This window comes from Sphingomonas yabuuchiae (genome assembly GCF_014199595.1).
Lineage (GTDB): Bacteria > Pseudomonadota > Alphaproteobacteria > Sphingomonadales > Sphingomonadaceae > Sphingomonas > Sphingomonas yabuuchiae.
In genome coordinates this window covers 42098-59591 of the sequence record NZ_JACHNX010000012.1, presented here as the reverse complement: position 1 = coordinate 59591, position 17494 = coordinate 42098, and the positions used below count along the sequence as shown (strand labels likewise).

The following is a 17494-nucleotide window of genomic DNA, read 5'->3' as shown; positions in this document are numbered from 1 at the left end:
CGCCTCCACAGGGTGTAAGGTGGAAGCGCCCGGAACCGACCACAGATCGATCACTCAGATGCTGGGGTAGCCGCCTTCGTCGAGTGATGCTCGATCCAGGCGTACAGGCTCGGGAGCAGCAGCAGCGTCAGGATCGTCGAAGTGATGATGCCGCCGATGACTACGGTAGCGAGCGGACGCTGCACTTCTGCACCTGCCCCTGTCGCTATTGCCATCGGAATGAAGCCGACAGAGGCAACGAGTGCTGTCGACAGCACGGGACGCAAGCGGTCGTGCGCACCCTGCCGAACAGCGTCCTCGACAGGTAGCGGATCGCCCTCCCGGCCATCACGCAAGCTGTTGATATGGTCAATCAGGACGAGGCCGTTAAGCATTGCGATACCCGACAGCGCAATGAAACCGATCGCAGCGGTAATCGAGAACGGCATGCCACGAAGCCATAAGGCCAGCACGCCGCCCGTCACCGCAAACGGTATTCCTGTATAGACAATTGCCGCCTCCCGGACGCTGCCAAGCGCTGCGTAGACCAACGCGAAGATCAGGATCAGTGCGGCGGGGACGACAATCGACAGACGCTTCTGCGCTGCTTCCAACTGATGATACTGGCCGCCGAACTCAATCCGGTAACCGGGAGGCAGCTTCACCTGCCCGTCAATCGCAGCCTTTGCCTTCTGGACATAGCCTTCGAGATCGCTGGTCGACAGGTTGACCATCAACGCGGCACGACGATTGGCGTCGTCGTGGAGGATGGGCTCGACGATCCTTGTTTCCTGAAGGCGCGCAACGCGAGACAGGGGGACCATCCCATAATCGCCGACGCGCAAGGGCAAGGCCAGGATCGCCGAGGGATCAGCGCGCAGGCTCTCGGGCATACGGATGACGATCATGTGGCGGGCAGGACCATGAGGGATGAAGCCGACTTCCGCTCCGGCCAGCGCGTCCCGTATCGCCTCGTTTACGGCCTGGGTGCCAAGGCCGAGGCGCAACAGTGCTGCGTGATCGAGTTGAACGACGATGCTCTTCGGGCGGCCAGCCGTTTCGAATGCGACGCCTGCCGTGCCAGGCAGCTTCTCAAGAATCGCCTTGGCCTTTGTCGCTGCCTTTTCCAACGTGTCGTAATCGTCGCCAAAGACCTTGACCGACACATCGGCTCGAACGCCCTCCAGCATCTCGTTGAAGCGCATCTCGATCGGTTGGGCGAACTCGAAGTGTTGGCCTTTGTAGACTTGCTGAGCCACCTTCTGGATGCCGGCGACAAGCTCCTGCTTCGTTGTGGGCATGCCGTCGCCGGTCGGCCAGTCCTTCATCGGGCCGTAGAAGATGTAGAGGTCGTTCTGGTCGGGCGGCATCGGATCGGTCGCGACCTCACTGGTGCCGATCCGCGAGAAGGTACGCGTGACCTGGGGATATGCGCGACGGATAGCGATCTCGGTCTGCTTCTCGATCGCCAGGCTCTGTTCGAGCGACATGCCGACCGGTCGGTACACCATCGCCGTGATCGCGCCCTCGTCGAGCCTGGGAGTGAATTGGGAGCCCAATGTCTTGAAGACGAGAAAGGTCGCCGCGAGCAGCGCAAGCGCGCCGATGGCGAGCAGGGCGGGATGGCCGAGCGCGCGTTCCAAAACCGGCGTGTAGGCACGTTCGGCGACGCCAACGAAGCCCTTGTGATGCTCCGTATCATCGCTGCCTGCCGGCGCGCGCAGGAGCCAGGCCGATAGCGCCGGGACAATCGTGAAGGTCCAGGCGAGCCCCGCAACGATCGCCAGCATCACCGCTTGAGCCATCGGCTGGAACAGCTTGCCCTCGACGCCACCGAGGCTGAGCACCGGGACGTAAACCAGCGCGATGATGGCGATGCCGAAGAACGTCGGGCGGGCAACCATGCGCGCAGCATGTGCGACCGTCTCCCGACGCTCTTCGCTGGTAAGGTCCTCACCCTTTTCACGCCGGCGAACGGCGAGAAGGCGCAAGCTGTTCTCGACCACCACGATCGCCCCGTCGACGATCAGGCCGAAGTCGAGCGCACCGAGGCTCATCAGATTTCCTGAGACGCCGATCGTCCGCATACCCGTTACGGTGACGAGGAAGGCGAGCGGAATGACGAGTGCCACGATCAATGCCGCGCGCCAATTGCCCAACACCAGGAGCAGGACAACGGCAACGAGAAGGGCACCTTCACCCAGATTGTGCTCGACAGTAGAAATCGTGCGTTCGACCAGGTCGGCACGGCTGTATTGACGATCGATCACCATACCCTTGGGAATCGCGGCCTGGATGCCGGGCAGTGCCTGTTCGACGGCGACAGCAGTTTCGCGACTGTTCTGCCCGACCAGCATCATGATTGTGCCAAGGACGGTTTCGCGGCCGTTTTGCGTCGCCGCGCCCTGACGTGGGGCCGATGAAATCACGACATCGGCAAGGTCGCGTACCTGTATTGGAAGTACGCCGGCTGCAAACTTCACGGGGATGGCGCCAATCTGCGTCGCGTTCATCACCCGCGCATCGGTCCGAACCGTGAAACGTTCCGCACCGCGGCGAATGATCCCGCCGCCAGCGTTCTCGACGTTCTTTGAAACAGCGGCCGCGAGCTCCCCCGCCGTAACACCGTGCATCGTCAACCGCACCGGATCCGGCTGGACGACGAACTGTTCCTCCAACCCGCCATTCGTGTTGACGTCAGCGACGCCGGGGACGGCACGCATCATGGGGCGGACGGTATATTCCTGAGCCTCGTACAGCTCCATAAGCTGGCGCTGCTGGTCCATCCCTGGTGGGGGACGGCGCCATTCAAGCGTGTAATAATAGATTTCCCCGAGACCGGTCGTGATGGGCGCCAGCTGCGGTGTACTGCCAGGCGGCAGCTGATTTTGGACGGCGGTCAGGCGTTCCGTAACGAGCTGGCGCGCTTTCAGCTGGTCGGTCCCGTCCTTGTAGAGAAGCGTGACCTGACTGAGGCCCGTCTTCGTCAGTGATCGCGTCTGGTCAAGACCGGGCTGCCCCCCCATCGCACGCTCGATCGGCTGCGTGACCAGCCGCTCGATCTCCTCCGGGGCCAGTGCCGGCACCTGCGTATTGATCTGGACCTGGACCCCCGTGATGTCGGGAATGGCATCGATCTGCAGGTTCGCAAACGACCATAGACCGATCGTCGCGACCAACGCGGTGACCAGGGCGACCGCGAGCCGGTGGTGGGTGACGTAGCGGAGCCAACTGTTCATCGCGCGAGCTGCGTCCCGCCATTGAGGGCGCGCAACTGCAGAAGCGCTTCCAACGCTTCACGTCGGGTGTCGAGCACTGCGTTTACGGCGTCCATGTAGCTTTGCTGCATCTGGGTGTACGTCGTCAGTGGGATCGCGCCGAGCCGATAATTCCGGTCAGCGTCGGCAGCGGCTTCCGCGAAGCGCTTGGGGCTCTCGCCGTCCCATTTCGTCAGCGCCTCACGTTTCGCTTCATATTGAGCAGCTTGATCAAATACGTCGCGCTGAATTCGCCGCTCGGCGTTGATCAGCGTTGCATTAGCCTGCGCTTGTCTACCCTGCTCGATTGCGACGTCGCCCGCCTGCCGATTCCACAAGGGGAGTGTGGTCGACAAGCGGACGCCATAATTCGTTTCGCGAATGTCCGATCGCGCACGGTCGAAGTAGGGGCCAACGCTGATGATCGGGATACGCGCTTTCTTCGCCAGATCGACACGCAGTCCCTGCTGCTCGAACTGGGCGCGCAGCGACTTCAGTTCGAAGTTATTCTGCGCGGCGTTCGCGGCCAGAAGCGGGCCCGCGGGAAGTGCCGGGAGCGACATATCCGGACGAACGATGCGAATACGCGCAGCGAAGGGCGCTCCGCGTAGCTGATTCAGTTCGTAAAGGAATGAGTTCGCTTCGGCATCGGCCATCGCCGCTGACCGCTCTGCGCTGATCGCGCTGGCAACCAACGATGCCGCCTCGAGCTGCGGCGAGGGACCGGCGGGATCACGTGAAACGATGACACGGGCGAGCGTGCGCATCCGCCCCGCCACCTCACGCGCGGCGGCAGCCTTCTCGTCTGCCGCAAACAATCCATAGCCGATCGATCGGGCGCGTGCGGCGAGTGTTGCGTCGAATTGCTGCAAACCGATACGGGCGAGTGAAACCTGACGATCGGCAATCGCACGCCGCAATGCGATCCGGCCGCCGAACTCGATCGGCTGGACCACCGACACGGCATATGTCCGTCCCTCACCGGTTACCGCATTGTTGGCGAGGTTCTGCGCACGCCGCTGGCCGAACTCGACCACAGCCTCCGGATCGGCCCAGCGTCCGGCCGCGTTCCGCTCGACGCCGGCGGTTTCGATCTGCCGCTGATAGAATTGCCGCTCGGGATTGTTCGCGATGACATCCTGGACCAAGGCATCGAGCGTAATCGAATTCGTCGTCTGGGCAGCCGCGGGGGTGGCTGCGATCAAAACCGAGCCGGCCAGAGCCAAGGCGCGCATAGTGGTCTCCCATGCCTACACCGAGGCAACGTCAATCGGGTTGGGTTCGACAGACGACTAATTTTGGGTCGATGGAATTACAATGCTGCTCCGCGTGCGAAGGCGTACCGTCATCCAGGCTCTTGCAAGCGCTGTAGGGGGCACTCCCTGACAGACTCTCGACGTCCACCCAGCCGCCCACAGAGGTCTAATCGCGAAAACGTAGATCTTCCAGTTACCTAACGTTGGCTGTAGCCGCTTTGGATAGTAGGAAACAGCTATTTGCACTAGTGACGATTAGGTCAGCCATTCATCCTCATAAGCATTCAAAACTAAACCCGATTTTAGAATCTCGGTGCCCCCAAACTCTTTCACCTCAATATCCTCCGGGTTAGGCCGGGAAAAAATCCGAAGCGAAAGGGTATGGCGATGCCGAAATTTTTCAAAACAATGACATCCATTGGTTTGCCGCTGCTGGCCATCGGAACCCCGGCGCTCGCCCAGTTGCCGTTGACGAAGCCGACGCCGATGGCCAAGCCTCTAGCGCCTACGCCAAAGACCGCTGAAGATCGGGTCACGGGAAAGACCAACCAGGAGTGGTGGCCGGATCGGCTCGACCTCACGGCTCTCCGTCGTAACGAACAGCGCAGCAACCCCTATCAAAATTTTGATTACGCCGCTGAATTCTCGAAACTCGATCTGACGGCCGTCAAGGCCGACATTGCCAAGCTGCTGACGACGTCGCAACCATGGTGGCCGGCCGACTACGGCACCTACGCGCCCTTCTTCATTCGCATGACGTGGCATAATGCCGGCACCTATCGTGCGGCTGATGGACGTGGTGGCGAGGATGGTGCGCAGCAGCGGTTCGAACCGCTATCGAGCTGGCCCGATAACGCCAATCTCGACAAAGCGCGACGGCTGCTCTGGCCGATCAAGCAGAAGTACGGCCGGGCGCTGTCCTGGGGCGATCTCATCGTTCTGACCGGAAATGTCGCTCTTGAGCAGATGGGCTTCAAGGTCATCGGATTCGGTGGCGGGCGACGCGACGACTGGGCCGCGGAAGAGATGTTCTGGGGTCCGGAACGCGAGATGCTCACGGTCGCGCGATACGACAAGGACGGCAAGCTCATCGAGCCGCTTGCAAACAGCACGCAGGGGCTGATCTACGTCAATCCCGAGGGTCACATGAAGGATCACGATCCGGTTCATGCGATCGACGATATTCGCCAGACGTTCTCGAACATGGGAATGGACGACCGCGAGACGGCACTGCTGATCGCGGGCGGACATACCATCGGAAAGGCGCACAGCGCGCACGATCAGAAAACGTGCCAAGGCAAGGAACCTGCTGCGGCCGATATGGCATCACAGGGCCTTGGCTGGCACAGCACCTGCGCGACCGGGGTGGGCAAGGACGCTATTACTTCGCCGTTGGAGGGCGCGTGGTCGCAGGACCCGACGCATTTCACTAACAATTACAACGAGAACCTGCTGAAATATAACTGGGTGAAGACCAAGAGCCCCGGCGGCGGCACGCAGTGGGAACCCGACGACAAGCGCGCACAGAATCTGGTGCCCGACGCGTTCGACAAGACGAAGCGCCATGCGCCGATGATGATGACGACGGACGTGTCGCTGAAGCTCGACCCGGCGTGGCTCGCGACGATCGAGCGCTATCGCGCGCATCCCGATCAGTTCAAAAGCGAGTTTGGCGACGTGTGGTTCAAGCTGACCCACCGCGACCTTGGCCCGAAATCTCGCTATCTGGGCAACGAGGTGCCGGCGCAGGATTTTATCTGGCAGGATCCCGTCCCCGCAGCCCCGACCAAGACGCTATCTACCAGCGACGTGGCAGACCTTGGTCGACAGATCATGGCATCAGGACTGACTGTCCCTCAGCTGGTACGTACCGCATGGGCCGCCGCGGCGAGTTTCCGCAATACAGATTGGCGCGGGGGTGCGAACGGCGGACGGTTGGCGCTCGCGCCGGAACGGACGTGGGCAGTCAACGATCCGCAGGAGCTAGCCGTCGTGCTGCCGAAACTCGAGGCGATCCGGGATCAGTATAACGGGCGCCACCGCGACCGGCCGGTCTCGCTGGCCGATCTGATCGTGCTGGGCGGCTCCGTCGCGGTGGAGAAGGCGGCAGCGGACGCTGGCACACCCGTAAAGATCCCCTTTATGGCCGGACGCACTGACGCGAGCCAGGAACAGACCGACGTCAAAAGTTTCAACTATCTGGAGCCGAAGGCTGATGGCTTCCGCAACTACTACCTGCCCGGCCAGCGTCTGACCGCACCCGAAGCGATGGTAGACAAAGCGAGCACCCTGGGTCTGACCACGAGTGAAATGACGGTGCTGATCGGTGGTATGCGCGCGCTCAACGCCAATGCCGGCGGGTCGAGTGCCGGTGTCCTGACCACGCGACCCGGCCTGCTTACCAACGACTTCTTTGTCAACCTGCTCGACATGAACACGGCGTGGGCCCCGATGGACGCCACCAACACCCGGTTTGTCGGCAAGGATCGCAACGGCGGCCAGATCCGCTGGTATGCGACTCCGGTCGATCTGTCGTTCGGTTACACCAGCGAGCTTCGAGCGGTTAGCGAAGTCTACGCAACCCGTGGGTCGCAACAGCAGTTTGTCAACGACTTCGCCGCGGCTTGGACAAAGGTGATGAACGCTGACCGATTTTGACATTGTGAGAAATAATTTGGCAGAGAATCATGCCGATAATCACTGACCAGAAAAAACATGTCTACTCGGTTCAACCGGCGAGATTCTTACTCGTAAGAGAGTTTACTCACGATTTCTACATAAATTATGTTGAATCATTTGATATAATATTTTAAAGTCTGATTGTTGAAATAAGCCAAGACCCAGTATCGAGCTGGCCACGCCTCCATACTGGGTCCAATTAAAGAATAAGTGAATCAACAAGCATTGATTTTTCAGCCGGTGTAAAGTACTGGTCAATATCGCCGCTGAGTGTCAGCCAGCGCACAGCTTTTTATCTCCGCCGAAGATTAGGCCCTTATGGTAAGGCGGCTTGCAAGAACACCACGGCCAGCCTACCGGTATAACCACCTGCTGGCCACCTCTCGTCTACCTCACCGAATGGGACGCGGAAGACGTCGGACGAGCAACCCGCTAGACAAATGAAGAAGCGACGCGCACCCGACGCTATTTGAACGCCGGGTGCGAACGATCGTCTGGCCTCAATAGTCGTCGTCGTAGCGCCACTGTTCCCGCTCGCGACGAACGCGCTCCCAGTAGAGCCGCCGCTGCTGCTCGGCACGCCAGCGCTGCAACTGCTGGCGCCGCTGCCATTCCTGCCAGCGATAGTCCCGCTGCTGGTATTGGTAATAGGGCTGATACTGGGGCGAGCGGTAGGCGTAGTATCCGTTGGACGAGTAATCGTCGTCGTAATCGTAGTCTTGGCCGCCATACCCGCCCGAGCCGAAGCTGAGGCTGAAGCCGCCGAAGGTCTGTGCCGACGCCGGCGCGGCGAGTGCGATCGTCGAAGCGGTAGCGATGCTCGCTGCCATCGCGAGCTTGCGAATGCTGAACATGATGCCTTCCTCTCTAACGACTGTCAGCGGCAGTCATTGCCACTGCGTTCGATGGCCCGGCCGGCCAGCGCACCGCCGCCAGCGCCGAGGATCAAGCCGGTCGTGCTCGGTTGGTCATAGGGGCCACCACGTCCGATCTCGCGACCAAGCAATGCACCCGCAATCGCTCCGACGATCGTACCAGTGGTGCCCGAACGGCAGCGCTGACCCTGATAGTAGGTGCGGCGCTCGGCATAGGCACCGCGATCGGCGTAATACGGGCCCTGATCGTACTGATAGCTCTCGTAGCCATTGCGTGCGTAACGCTGGTCATACTGATACTGTGCGCGGCGCTGCCGCTCGGAGCGTTGGATTTGGCGTTGCCGCAGTTGGTTCTGATAGCGCGCGTCCTGGTCATAGTCGTACCCATCGCCCTGATATTGCTGGCGATAGCCGTCACGGCCATAATAGTCCTGCGCCGAGGCTGGAGCCGCTGCAAAGCCCGCAACAGCAACGCTGGAAATGATAACGGCAGAAATTAACCTTTTGTCCATCGGAGTTGTCCTCGCGGGCGATCCGCTGTTATTCTAATGTCTGATCCGTGTTTTAGTGTTGCTGAATACAATCGTTATCGATCATTCATCTTCGTTCCTGCTGCATGGGTGAGCTACGATGCCTGTATGCGGCAGCTTCGAAAGGCTGCCTCTTGCGGAAACAGCTTCCCGAAACGAGCGAGTAATAGGACAGCGATCTATGCCAGATCGCCAGAAAAACGACCGGTTTTCTGGCGATTGCTGTTTTTGCCTCGTCCCCCCTGCCTTGTGGTCGGAATACCCGTTGCGGAAACCACCAGCACATTGCAGGGTGTCAGATATCTTTTCTGGCGGGGTGGCGATGCTCATCGGATATGTGAGGGTGTCCAAGGCTGACGGATCGCAGACGCTGGCACCGCAGCGCGATGCGCTGCTCGCCGCAGGCGTCGATGCCTCGCGCATTTATGAGGATCTCGCGTCGGGTCGTCATGATGCACGTCCCGGCCTGACTGCCTGTCTCAAGGCATTGCAGCCCGGCAATACACTGGTGCTCTGGAAACTGGATCGCCTCGGACGCGACCTGAGGCATTTGGTCATCACCGCCGAGGCGCTGCGTGAGCGCGGCATTGGGTTGAAGGTGCTGACCGGCGCCGGCGCGCAGATTGACACCACCACCGCCAACGGCCGCCTGGCCTTTGGCATCTTCGCCGCTTTTGCAGAGTTCGAGCGCGAGTTGATCGCCGAGCGCACACAGGCCGGCCTTGCCGCGGCACGCGCGCGGGGGCGCATGGGAGGGCGACCCCGCAAGATGGACAAGGCAACGCTGGCGATAGCGATGGCCGCCATGTCCGATCGCAACGCGATCGCAGCCGATGTCGCGCGCCGTCTCGGGATGACGACGACGACACTCTATATGTACGTGAACGGTGACGGCACGCCCAAGGCGCCGGGCCAGGCACTGCTCGACGGTGTGCCATACCGCAAAGAACGGCTGCAAGCCGCGTGATAGATCACGCCGCGCCTCAGCGATCAGGCATATCGTCGAGCAGGCGAGGCGATCACGTCGTGTTCAATCGACCGGGCCGAGATCGCAGTCGGCGTCAGCGCTGCGGGGACGCATACTCCCCGGCGCGGCTTGCCCGTCAGCCGCTGGGGTCGCGCCAGGACCATCAGATTCATCACCGCCGCGCCGATCAGGAACTCTTCTTCCGCTCCGCGGATACCGCGCAGGTGAAGCCGCCTCATGCCATGCTTACCCTTGGCGTCAGCGAAGAACCGTTCAACCCCGCGCCGCAACCGCATAGACCGCTTGTAGAGCCCGGTTTCCACTTCGGCTCTGGCAAGATCGCGGACGTCCTCATCGTCCAGCCGAACCAGGGTACGACGCCGCGCCGTCGTGCATTTCTTCCGAAGCACGCACGCCTCGCAGTCACGCGCATCGGCTGCATAACGGTGTACGCCGGTGGGCAGATGGAAGGCATGATGTCGGAGCGGCTTTCCGGTCGGACAGGTAAAGCTGTCAATGTCACGATCATAGCTGAAGGCCGTTCGCGGCAGCTTGCCCTTGGTCTGTTGCGTACGGTCGATTACCGGAATGTGCGGGATTGCGCCGTGATCCCTTACGAAGCCGAGGAAGTTGGCGCTGCCATAGGCTTTGTCGGCCGCAACCCGCTTGGGACGATAATCAAAGCGATCGGCCGATCGCTCGAGCATGACGCGCCCCGCATCAACTTCCTCCGCGAACCGAGCCGGTGTCGCCTTCACATCGAGAGCGACGCCACTCGGGGTGTCGACCAGCGCATTCAGGGCGTAGCCGAACCGGCCACGCACCGTTCGCGCCGACCAAGCCGCGGCAGGGTCCGTTCGAGAGACGCCTTGGCAGCTTTTCGAGCGCGCCATTTCAAAGACGGCATCTCCTGTGTCGTGCACCCACTCCCTAACCGCGCGCGACGCGTTGGCGACATACGGCAGGTAGCCAGGAACGGTCTTGCGCTGCCAGCTCGCATCCGCAGCTATGAACGATGCATCGATCGCGGCGTCTTTTCCGCCAATCAGTCCTTCACTGATGCAGCGTCGGACCGTGCTTTCGAACAGGATCCGGAACACGTCGGCATCGCGGAAACGACCGTGCCGGTTCTTGCTGAACGTCGAGTGGTGCGGAACCTTGTCTCCCGGCGCGAGACGGCAGAACCAGCGATAGGCCAGATTGTAGCGCAGCTCCTCACACAGGCGCCGTTCGGACGTGATCGCGTAAATGCGGCCGACCAAGGCCATGCGGATGAGGAGTTCGGGATCGATCGATGGCCGTCCCCTTGCGCTGTAGTGACCGGCCAGTGCCTGTCTCAACTCGCCGATGTCGAGACATCGATCGACGCGACGCAGCAGGTGGTCTGCGGGCAACATGGCTTCTATGGTGCGGCGGGACGCCCCTTCCCGCTTACCGCGACAGGCTGGTCCCATCATAGCGACGCTCCTTTCGGCAGGGGTGAAACGAAGGAGCAACCCGGCATGTCCGGCATTTTTCAACAGGCCCGTTCGGTTGTGACACTGGTTAGGAAGCCGAGCGATCAGCTGCCAAGCATTTTTCCGTCAATCTCCTGACCATAATAGTCCCCTTTGGGGTGAAACTGCTTACGTGCGCTCTCGACAGTCCCGGTCTGCCGCGGATCGCGGGGTCGCTCGCGACTATCGACATAGGCGGCGACATCCCACGCCTGCTGATCCGTCAGCGTGTTGCCCTCACCATAAGGCATGTTGGCCTTGATGAACCCGGCAGCCGACGCCAGCCCGGTCATGCCCGCACCCCAATTGTAGGAGCGCGCTCCCCACAGCGGCGGGATAGTATAGCTGCCGTCCGGGTTCGCCTGCCCTTGGCCGTTCGCACCGTGGCATGATGCGCACTGGCCGGCGAACACAATCGCGCCGCGAACCGGATCGTGCCCGATCGGGGTTGTGGCGAGCTTTATGAACCCGCGACCGGGCAGCGGCTTGCCGGATGGCGCGCCGGTCGCGAGCCAGGCGAAATAGCTCTGGAGATCGCGGTAGATATCGTCGCCAAAGGGCGGCGGGGCGCCGGCTTTCGAGGCGGGCGCGTTCATCGAGTAGAGGAAGCAGTCGCGGATGCGATCCTCCATCGTGTTCACCCGGCCGTTCTTCGCGCGATAAGCTGGGTAGCTGACCCAGGCCGCCCACATCGGGGACGCATCGGCCTTCCGCCCGGCATCGAGGTGACAGTTGCTGCACGTCAGGCCGTTGCCGACGTACTGGCCGGCATGAGCCGCGCTCGCGGTGAAGATCAGTCGACCGCGCCGGATCGCGTCGCCGTCCGGCCCGGCGGGGATGGTGCTTTCCGCCGGTGGCGAAAAGGCGGCGTCCGCTGCTACCTCGACGGGTGCCTGCACGGGCGCGTCAGACTGCCCTACCTTGTAGGTGACGACGAGGACGAGCAGCGCGGCGGTAATGGCGAAGATGATACGCTGGGCATCGCCATCATCACCGGGCGTTGGCGGCGTTGGTTCGGTCATTTGCCCGCGCCGAAGTGGTTGAGCGGCACCTTGAGGAACGCTGTGCCGCACGCCTCCGGCTCCGGCAGGCGACCGCCGCGGATGTTCACCTGGAGCGCGGCAAGCATCAGGTCCGGCAGCGGCAGGGTTGCGTCGCGCTTCTCGCGGGTGGCGACGAACTCGGCCTCACCGATGCCGTTGTGCACATGGATGTTGTCACGACGCTGGTCCGCCACGGTCGATCGTCCAAAGACTTCGCGCCCGTCCTTGCCGTAGTCGTGGCCGACATAGGTCGCGGTGCTGGGCGGCAGTTCGAGGATCGCCCGGATCGAGCGCCACAGCGCGCGCGCGTTGCCGCCTGGAAAGTCAGCCCGACTGGTGCCGCTGTCGGGCACCATCAGCGTGTCGTGGACGAACGCCGCGTCGCCGACGACGTAGGTGATCGAGGCGAGCGTGTGGCCGGGCGACAGCATGACGTGCGCGTCGAGCGAGCCGATCCTGAACTGCTCGCCATCGGCGAACAGGCGATCCCACTGGCTACCATCGACGGGCAGGTCGGGCAGGCAGTAGATGTCCTGCCAGAGCTTCTGCACCTCCACGACCTTGGTGCCGATCGCGGTTTTGCCCCCTGTCTTTTCCGCGAGATACGGCGCGGCCGAGAAGTGATCGGCATGGGGATGGGTATCGAGCACCCATTCCACAGTAAGTCCCTTGGCGCGGACATATTCGAGGATCATATCGGCATTGTCGGTTGCGGTCGCACCGGCACGGGGATCGAAGTCGAGGACCGGATCGATAATCGCGGCGGTCTTCGTGGCTTCGTCGACCACGACATACTGGAAGCTGCCGGTGCGCTCGTCATGGAGCGACGCAACCGTCATGCCCTTGTGATTATACTCGATCATGTTTCGTATCCTCTCGCATCGTCAGCTTTCTTCCCGCGCACGCGCGAACAGCCGTTGGAAATCGCTGGCGTCGATCGCGCCCATCACCAGCATGGGACCGGCAAGATAACCCGGGGTGCCCGCCAGTCCGATCGAATAGGCTTCCTGTCCGTTCGCCCGCAGGCGGGCTGCGACAGCGTCCGCGTGGGCGGCAAGCCAGGTCATCGCGCGCAGCCAATCGCCGCCAGCGCGCATCACGACGTCCCGCAACACGTCGTCGTCGATCGTGCGGCTGTCCGTCATCAACGCACGATGGACGGTCGGGTAAACTCCCTGTTCGGCGCACGCGAGCGCCACGCTTGCGGCACGTTCGGATGGCGGACCGAAGATGGGCCAATCCTTGTAGATGACCCGCACCTTGCCGTCGCGTTGCACAGCCTCTTCCAGGGCGGAAAATCCATGACGGCAGGCCGGGCAACGATAGTCGGTGAACACGGCAAGCCGGAGCGTAGCATCGGCAGGTCCGTCCTCGGGCGAGCCGTTACCGGCAAGGATCAGGTCGGCGGTCGGCCCGACGTCGCGCCCGATCGGGGCGGTACGCCGTAGAACCTGCCCGACTGCCCAACCACCCACGACCACCGCGCCCAAGCCGGCAAGCTGTCTCCGATTGAGCGGCCCGGGCATGGTCAGCGCGCCGCTGGTTTTTTGCGCGCTTCCGCGACGAGACGACGCAACGTCGGGAGATCGACAGCACCGGCGACGACCTGCGAGCCGACGATCAGCGCTGGTGTTCCGTTGAAACCGATCGCCTGGGCGATGCTATCGGTGCGCGTAAGCAGCGCGTCGATTTCGGCGCCACGGTTCTTCAAATCGCGTTGCAGACGGGGCCAGTCGACCTTGGCTTTGGCAGCCGCTGCCTTGACGCCCGCGCTGTCGAGCCGCGCCGGCGAGGTCATCAGGGCCTCGTGAAAGGCGGCATGCCTGCCCTGCCATTGGCTCGCGACAGCCGCGCGTGACGCCTCACGCGAGGCAGGTCCGAAGATCGGCCAGTCCCGGTACACGACCCGTACCTTCGGGTCGGAGCGAAGCAGGGCGTTCAGCACCGGCTCCATGCGACGGCAATAGGGGCAGTTATAGTCGAAAAACTCGACAACCGTGACGTCGTAGGTCCTGCCGGCGCGCTTGGGAGCCACGGGATCGTCAACGACCGCCTTGCGCGACAGATCGGGCTGCTGGGCCATGAGAGGCGTGATCGGCGCGGCGAAGGCAAGCGCGGCCAGGAGGCCCCGAGACAACAGGTTGCGACGATTCATCGGTGTTTCCTTGCTAATTCGATTCCATCGGCGAGCGCAGCGCGTGACAATTCACCGAGCTGGAGCTGTACGATCGTGCCGTCGCCCGCAACGAAGGCCGTTGCGGGATACCCCGCCACCTTCAGGGCTTGAGAAAGGCCACGATCGGGGTCGAGCGCGACATGGCGCGCTCCGATATTTTCACGGCCGAGAAAACCGCTGACGATCGCTTGCGCCTCGCCCTGATCGGCAAGAAGGATCGGGACCTCGCCAGGGCGCGACGCAACCGCATCGAGCATCGGCAGCTCACGCCGACACGGACCGCACCATGTCGCCCACAGGTTGACCACGAAGGGCCTGCCACGGAAGCGATCGAGTGGAAGCGGCGCGCCGGACGGGGTTGTCAGGTTGAGATGATAGGGGAACGGGCCGTAGGTCACGGGAGGGATCAGCGCCTGAAGCGAGAACCAGAGGCCACCCGCAACAGCCAACGCTCCCCAGCCTGCCGCCAGCGCGCTTGAGCGGCCAAGCCGGATCGCCAGCATCGCCGCAGCGCCCAGAAGCCCTGCAACGGGGGAAAAGCCACCCTGCCACACGGCAAGGATGGACAGCGGAGCGCCGGTGTAGCTCGACCAATGCGCTGCGACGTAACCGATCCGTGCCGTGACCAGTCCAGCGACGATGGCGCTGGTGGAGACCGTCGATACGCGAGGGAAGCGGAACCGACCGGCCAGTGTCGTGAGGCCAAGGAACACGACGATGCACAGCACGGCAAGCCCGCGATCGACGGCCAGCATCAGCGGCCCGATGGCAATCGCACCCGCCATCAGAGAAACGCGGCCGCGCTTTTCCAGAGCATGTAGGCCGCCACCACGAAGATCAGGACGGCGAAGACCGTGGTGAGCGTGCCGCCCGTACCGAGGCGCTTCGCGATGCGCGTGCCGATCAAGCCGCCGACAACTCCACCGGCGATGAACACGAAAGCCAGCGGCCAGTCCACCAGACCCGAAAATGCGTAATTGGCGGCCGTCGTCAGCCCGAACGCGGTGACGGCGATCAATGACGTGCCGACGGCGTTCAGGATCGGCATGCCCGTCGATCCGATCAGGCCGGGGACGATCAGAAAGCCCCCGCCGATGCCGAAGAAGCCCGAGAACAGACCGGTGCCGAGGCCGTAGCCCAGCACCTTCGGCGCCTTTTCCCGGTTGCACTCCGCCCCCGGGTTGCCCGTGTCACCGCGCCCGCGCAGCATCAGGACGCCGACGACGACCATGACCAGTGCGAACAGGAACAGGAGCTTGCCGCCGTCGACGGCCTTGCCCGCGGTAGAGCCGAACAGGGCGCCGATGACGCCGGCGGTCGCATACATGCCGCCACAGCGCCATTTGACGTTATGCGCCCTTGCATGGCCGATCAGCCCCGTGGCGGCGTTAGCCGCGACGGCGAACGCGCTCGTGCCGATGGCGAGATGGGCGTCGGGCACGCGCACCAGATAGACCATGAGTGGGACGGCGAGGATCGAGCCGCCCCCGCCGACAAGCCCGAGGGTAAAGCCCACCAGGCTGCCGGATAACGCACCCAGCAGATACTGGATCGGTTCGAGGGTCATGCCGCTTTGCCGATCTTATGCGGAGCCGCCATCCATTCATGGCCTTTCAGCATGCCTTGCCAGTAAATCGGGGGCAGCATCCGCTCCTTCAGGAACCAGGCAGCGCGCGTCGGGCGCGTGCCGTTCAGCAGCCACGACGGAAAGCTGGGGAGCAGTTTTCCACCATAGCCGAACTCGGCGAGGACGATCTTGCCGCGCTCGACGGTGAGCGGGCACGACCCATAGCCGTCATAGTCGACAACAGGAGGCTTGCCTTCGAGTGCGGCGAGCGCGTTGACCGCCACCACGGGTGCCTGCTTGCGGGCTGCCGCAGCCGTCTTCGCATTGCTCGTCCCCGCAGCATCGCCCAAGGCAAAGACGTTGTCGTATCGCTTGTGGCGCAGCGTCGCCTCATCGACCTCGACGAAGCCGTTTGCCGCCGCGAGCGAACTTTTGGCAACGACGTCATGCGACACCTGCGGCGGCACGACGTGGAGCATGTCGAACCCGCGCTCGATCCGCTCGCTGACACCGTTCTGCTTGCGCTCGAAGGTGGCAATACGCCGATCGGCGTCGACCGCGACGAGGTTGGATTCGAGCTTGAGGTTGATCCTATACTTCTCGACATATTCCATCAGCGCAGGGACATAGGTCGCGACGCCGAACAGCGCCGCACCGGCGTTGTGAAATTCGACGTCGATCGCGGGGAGAACACCGCGTTCGCGCCAGATGTCGCAGGACAGGTACATCGCCTTTTGAGGCGCGCCGGCGCACTTGATCGGCATCGGCGGTTGCGAGAACAGCGCGCGTCCCCGCTGCAATTCCTGGACAAGCTGGTAGGTGTAGGGCGCCAGATCGTAGCGGTAGTTGGACGTGACCCCGTTGCGGCCCAACGCTTCGGTAAGCCCCGCGATCTTCTCCCACGCCAAACGCAGGCCGGGGGCGACGATCAGGACACGATAGGCGATCGTATCCCCGTCGCCCAGGGTGATCGCCTGACGCTCGGGGTCGATGGTGATCGCCGGCAGCCGGATCCATTCGACGCCCTTGGGCATGACATCGGCTTCGGCCTTGCGGGTCTGTTCGGGGGTGAAAACGCCTGCCCCGACTAACGTCCAACCGGGCTGGTAATAATGGTCCCGGGCCGCATCGACGACCGCGATCGACACCTTGGCGTTACGTTTCAGGATGCTGGCGGCGGTTGCGATGCCCGCAGCTCCGCCTCCGATGATGACGATGTCGTAGGTCATTTGCCGGTTCTTTCGGACCGGCGAGCGAGCGCCGGCTTCAGATCGGCCAGGTCGTACCCGGCTGCCTTGGCCTGACCGACGATCGTTTCGGGATCGGCATGACTCGCCTCCGCCAGCGCCCATAGGGTAGCCGCCCGCGTGCCGCTTCGGCAGAAGCCGAGCGTCGGTCCCGGCAGCGCAGTCAGCGCTTCCTTCATCCGGTCCGCATCGGCATCGGTCGCCTTGCCCGGCACGATCGGGACATGGGCGAACGCAAGGCCGTGTTCTTCGGCGATCCGGGCCATCTCGTGTGCGCTCGGCTGTCCCTGCTCCTCGCCATTTGGCCGGCTCGAAACGATCGAGCGAAACCCCGCCTGTGCGGCGGCAGCGACATCATCCCGGGTGAGCTGGGGAGCAGCCGAGAAGGACGGTGTGATCTTCTTGAAGGCCATGTAATGTCT

General features: G+C 62.8%; 15 protein-coding genes. 2 read left to right on the top strand and 13 right to left on the bottom strand.

Features of this window, described 5'->3' with window-relative positions:
• Positions 1 to 50: 50 nt before the first annotated feature.
• Together GGQ89_RS14255 and GGQ89_RS14250 are read right to left on the bottom strand one after the other, a co-directional pair.
• On the bottom strand, positions 51 to 3218 hold the full coding sequence (locus GGQ89_RS14255) for an efflux RND transporter permease subunit (protein WP_018251183.1): 3168 nt from the start codon (positions 3216 to 3218) through the stop codon (positions 51 to 53).
• Entirely contained in the window at positions 3215 to 4471 is a 1257-nt protein-coding gene (locus tag GGQ89_RS14250; RefSeq protein ID WP_018251184.1) for a TolC family protein, read from the bottom strand. The genes GGQ89_RS14255 and GGQ89_RS14250 overlap by 4 nt, the downstream gene beginning before the upstream one ends.
• 408 nt (positions 4472 to 4879) lie before the next feature.
• On the opposite strand from GGQ89_RS14250, the gene katG reads away from it, so the two are divergent.
• A complete protein-coding gene (gene katG / locus GGQ89_RS14245) occupies positions 4880 to 7150 on the top strand; it encodes a catalase/peroxidase HPI (RefSeq protein ID WP_231376779.1) in 2271 nt (756 codons plus the stop codon).
• A 521-nt stretch (positions 7151 to 7671) separates the two neighbouring features.
• Here katG and GGQ89_RS14240 read toward each other — a convergent pair.
• On the bottom strand, positions 7672 to 8025 hold the full coding sequence (locus GGQ89_RS14240) for a hypothetical protein (protein ID WP_018251186.1): 354 nt from the start codon (positions 8023 to 8025) through the stop codon (positions 7672 to 7674).
• A gap of 23 nt (positions 8026 to 8048) precedes the next feature.
• The gene (locus GGQ89_RS14235; protein ID WP_018251187.1) at positions 8049 to 8558 is read right to left on the bottom strand and encodes a hypothetical protein; all 510 of its coding nucleotides are present in this window, start codon (positions 8556 to 8558) and stop codon (positions 8049 to 8051) included.
• A 340-nt stretch (positions 8559 to 8898) separates the two neighbouring features.
• Here GGQ89_RS14235 and GGQ89_RS14230 point away from each other — a divergent pair, with 340 nt between their 5' ends.
• A complete protein-coding gene (locus GGQ89_RS14230; protein ID WP_038069700.1) occupies positions 8899 to 9543 on the top strand; it encodes a recombinase family protein in 645 nt (214 codons plus the stop codon).
• Between the two features lie 23 nt (positions 9544 to 9566).
• Here the strand turns inward: GGQ89_RS14230 and GGQ89_RS14225 are convergent, their stop codons facing one another.
• The 9 genes from GGQ89_RS14225 to GGQ89_RS14185 all read right to left on the bottom strand — a co-directional run bounded on the left by GGQ89_RS14225 (position 9567) and on the right by GGQ89_RS14185 (position 17485).
• Positions 9567 to 11000 (bottom strand): transposase, encoded by a 1434-nt coding sequence (locus GGQ89_RS14225; protein ID WP_232834220.1) that lies wholly within the window; start codon positions 10998 to 11000, stop codon positions 9567 to 9569.
• Between the two features lie 104 nt (positions 11001 to 11104).
• The gene (locus GGQ89_RS14220) at positions 11105 to 12061 is read right to left on the bottom strand and encodes a c-type cytochrome (RefSeq protein ID WP_056432833.1); all 957 of its coding nucleotides are present in this window, start codon (positions 12059 to 12061) and stop codon (positions 11105 to 11107) included.
• Positions 12058 to 12945, bottom strand: coding sequence for an MBL fold metallo-hydrolase (locus tag GGQ89_RS14215; protein ID WP_018251202.1), 888 nt, complete (start codon positions 12943 to 12945; stop codon positions 12058 to 12060). Before GGQ89_RS14215 ends, GGQ89_RS14220 begins: the two co-directional genes overlap by 4 nt.
• Before the next feature lie 21 nt (positions 12946 to 12966).
• Positions 12967 to 13563: a DsbA family protein gene (locus GGQ89_RS14210; protein ID WP_243403061.1), complete on the bottom strand. Its 597-nt coding sequence runs from the start codon at positions 13561 to 13563 to the stop codon at positions 12967 to 12969.
• A gap of 47 nt (positions 13564 to 13610) precedes the next feature.
• Positions 13611 to 14237 carry a DsbA family protein gene (locus GGQ89_RS14205; protein ID WP_056432835.1) on the bottom strand — a complete coding sequence of 209 codons (627 nt, stop codon included), beginning with the start codon at positions 14235 to 14237 and terminating at the stop codon, positions 13611 to 13613.
• Positions 14234 to 15013: a TlpA disulfide reductase family protein gene (locus GGQ89_RS14200; RefSeq protein WP_234419289.1), complete on the bottom strand. Its 780-nt coding sequence runs from the start codon at positions 15011 to 15013 to the stop codon at positions 14234 to 14236. Before GGQ89_RS14200 ends, GGQ89_RS14205 begins: the two co-directional genes overlap by 4 nt.
• A gap of 29 nt (positions 15014 to 15042) precedes the next feature.
• On the bottom strand, positions 15043 to 15825 hold the full coding sequence (locus GGQ89_RS14195; RefSeq protein WP_018251198.1) for a sulfite exporter TauE/SafE family protein: 783 nt from the start codon (positions 15823 to 15825) through the stop codon (positions 15043 to 15045).
• Entirely contained in the window at positions 15822 to 17054 is a 1233-nt protein-coding gene (locus GGQ89_RS14190) for an NAD(P)/FAD-dependent oxidoreductase (protein WP_018251197.1), read from the bottom strand. Before GGQ89_RS14190 ends, GGQ89_RS14195 begins: the two co-directional genes overlap by 4 nt.
• Complete coding sequence (locus GGQ89_RS14185; protein WP_018251196.1) at positions 17051 to 17485, bottom strand: protein tyrosine phosphatase family protein; 435 nt, start codon at positions 17483 to 17485, stop codon at positions 17051 to 17053. Before GGQ89_RS14185 ends, GGQ89_RS14190 begins: the two co-directional genes overlap by 4 nt.
• Positions 17486 to 17494 lie beyond the last annotated feature (9 nt).

What these genes read in the sequence shown, in the direction of transcription:
- GGQ89_RS14255 (WP_018251183.1), bottom strand. Translation starts at nt 3,218, where the DNA reads ATGAACAGTTGGCTCCGCTACGTCACCCACCACCGGCTCGCGGTCGCC.
- GGQ89_RS14250 (WP_018251184.1), bottom strand. Translation starts at nt 4,471, where the DNA reads ATGCGCGCCTTGGCTCTGGCCGGCTCGGTTTTGATCGCAGCCACCCCC.
- katG (WP_231376779.1), top strand. Translation starts at nt 4,880, where the DNA reads ATGCCGAAATTTTTCAAAACAATGACATCCATTGGTTTGCCGCTGCTG.
- GGQ89_RS14240 (WP_018251186.1), bottom strand. Translation starts at nt 8,025, where the DNA reads ATGTTCAGCATTCGCAAGCTCGCGATGGCAGCGAGCATCGCTACCGCT.
- GGQ89_RS14235 (WP_018251187.1), bottom strand. Translation starts at nt 8,558, where the DNA reads ATGGACAAAAGGTTAATTTCTGCCGTTATCATTTCCAGCGTTGCTGTT.
- GGQ89_RS14230 (WP_038069700.1), top strand. Translation starts at nt 8,899, where the DNA reads ATGCTCATCGGATATGTGAGGGTGTCCAAGGCTGACGGATCGCAGACG.
- GGQ89_RS14225 (WP_232834220.1), bottom strand. Translation starts at nt 11,000, where the DNA reads ATGATGGGACCAGCCTGTCGCGGTAAGCGGGAAGGGGCGTCCCGCCGC.
- GGQ89_RS14220 (WP_056432833.1), bottom strand. Translation starts at nt 12,061, where the DNA reads ATGACCGAACCAACGCCGCCAACGCCCGGTGATGATGGCGATGCCCAG.
- GGQ89_RS14215 (WP_018251202.1), bottom strand. Translation starts at nt 12,945, where the DNA reads ATGATCGAGTATAATCACAAGGGCATGACGGTTGCGTCGCTCCATGAC.
- GGQ89_RS14205 (WP_056432835.1), bottom strand. Translation starts at nt 14,237, where the DNA reads ATGAATCGTCGCAACCTGTTGTCTCGGGGCCTCCTGGCCGCGCTTGCC.
- GGQ89_RS14200 (WP_234419289.1), bottom strand. Translation starts at nt 15,013, where the DNA reads ATGCTGGCCGTCGATCGCGGGCTTGCCGTGCTGTGCATCGTCGTGTTC.
- GGQ89_RS14195 (WP_018251198.1), bottom strand. Translation starts at nt 15,825, where the DNA reads ATGACCCTCGAACCGATCCAGTATCTGCTGGGTGCGTTATCCGGCAGC.
- GGQ89_RS14190 (WP_018251197.1), bottom strand. Translation starts at nt 17,054, where the DNA reads ATGACCTACGACATCGTCATCATCGGAGGCGGAGCTGCGGGCATCGCA.
- GGQ89_RS14185 (WP_018251196.1), bottom strand. Translation starts at nt 17,485, where the DNA reads ATGGCCTTCAAGAAGATCACACCGTCCTTCTCGGCTGCTCCCCAGCTC.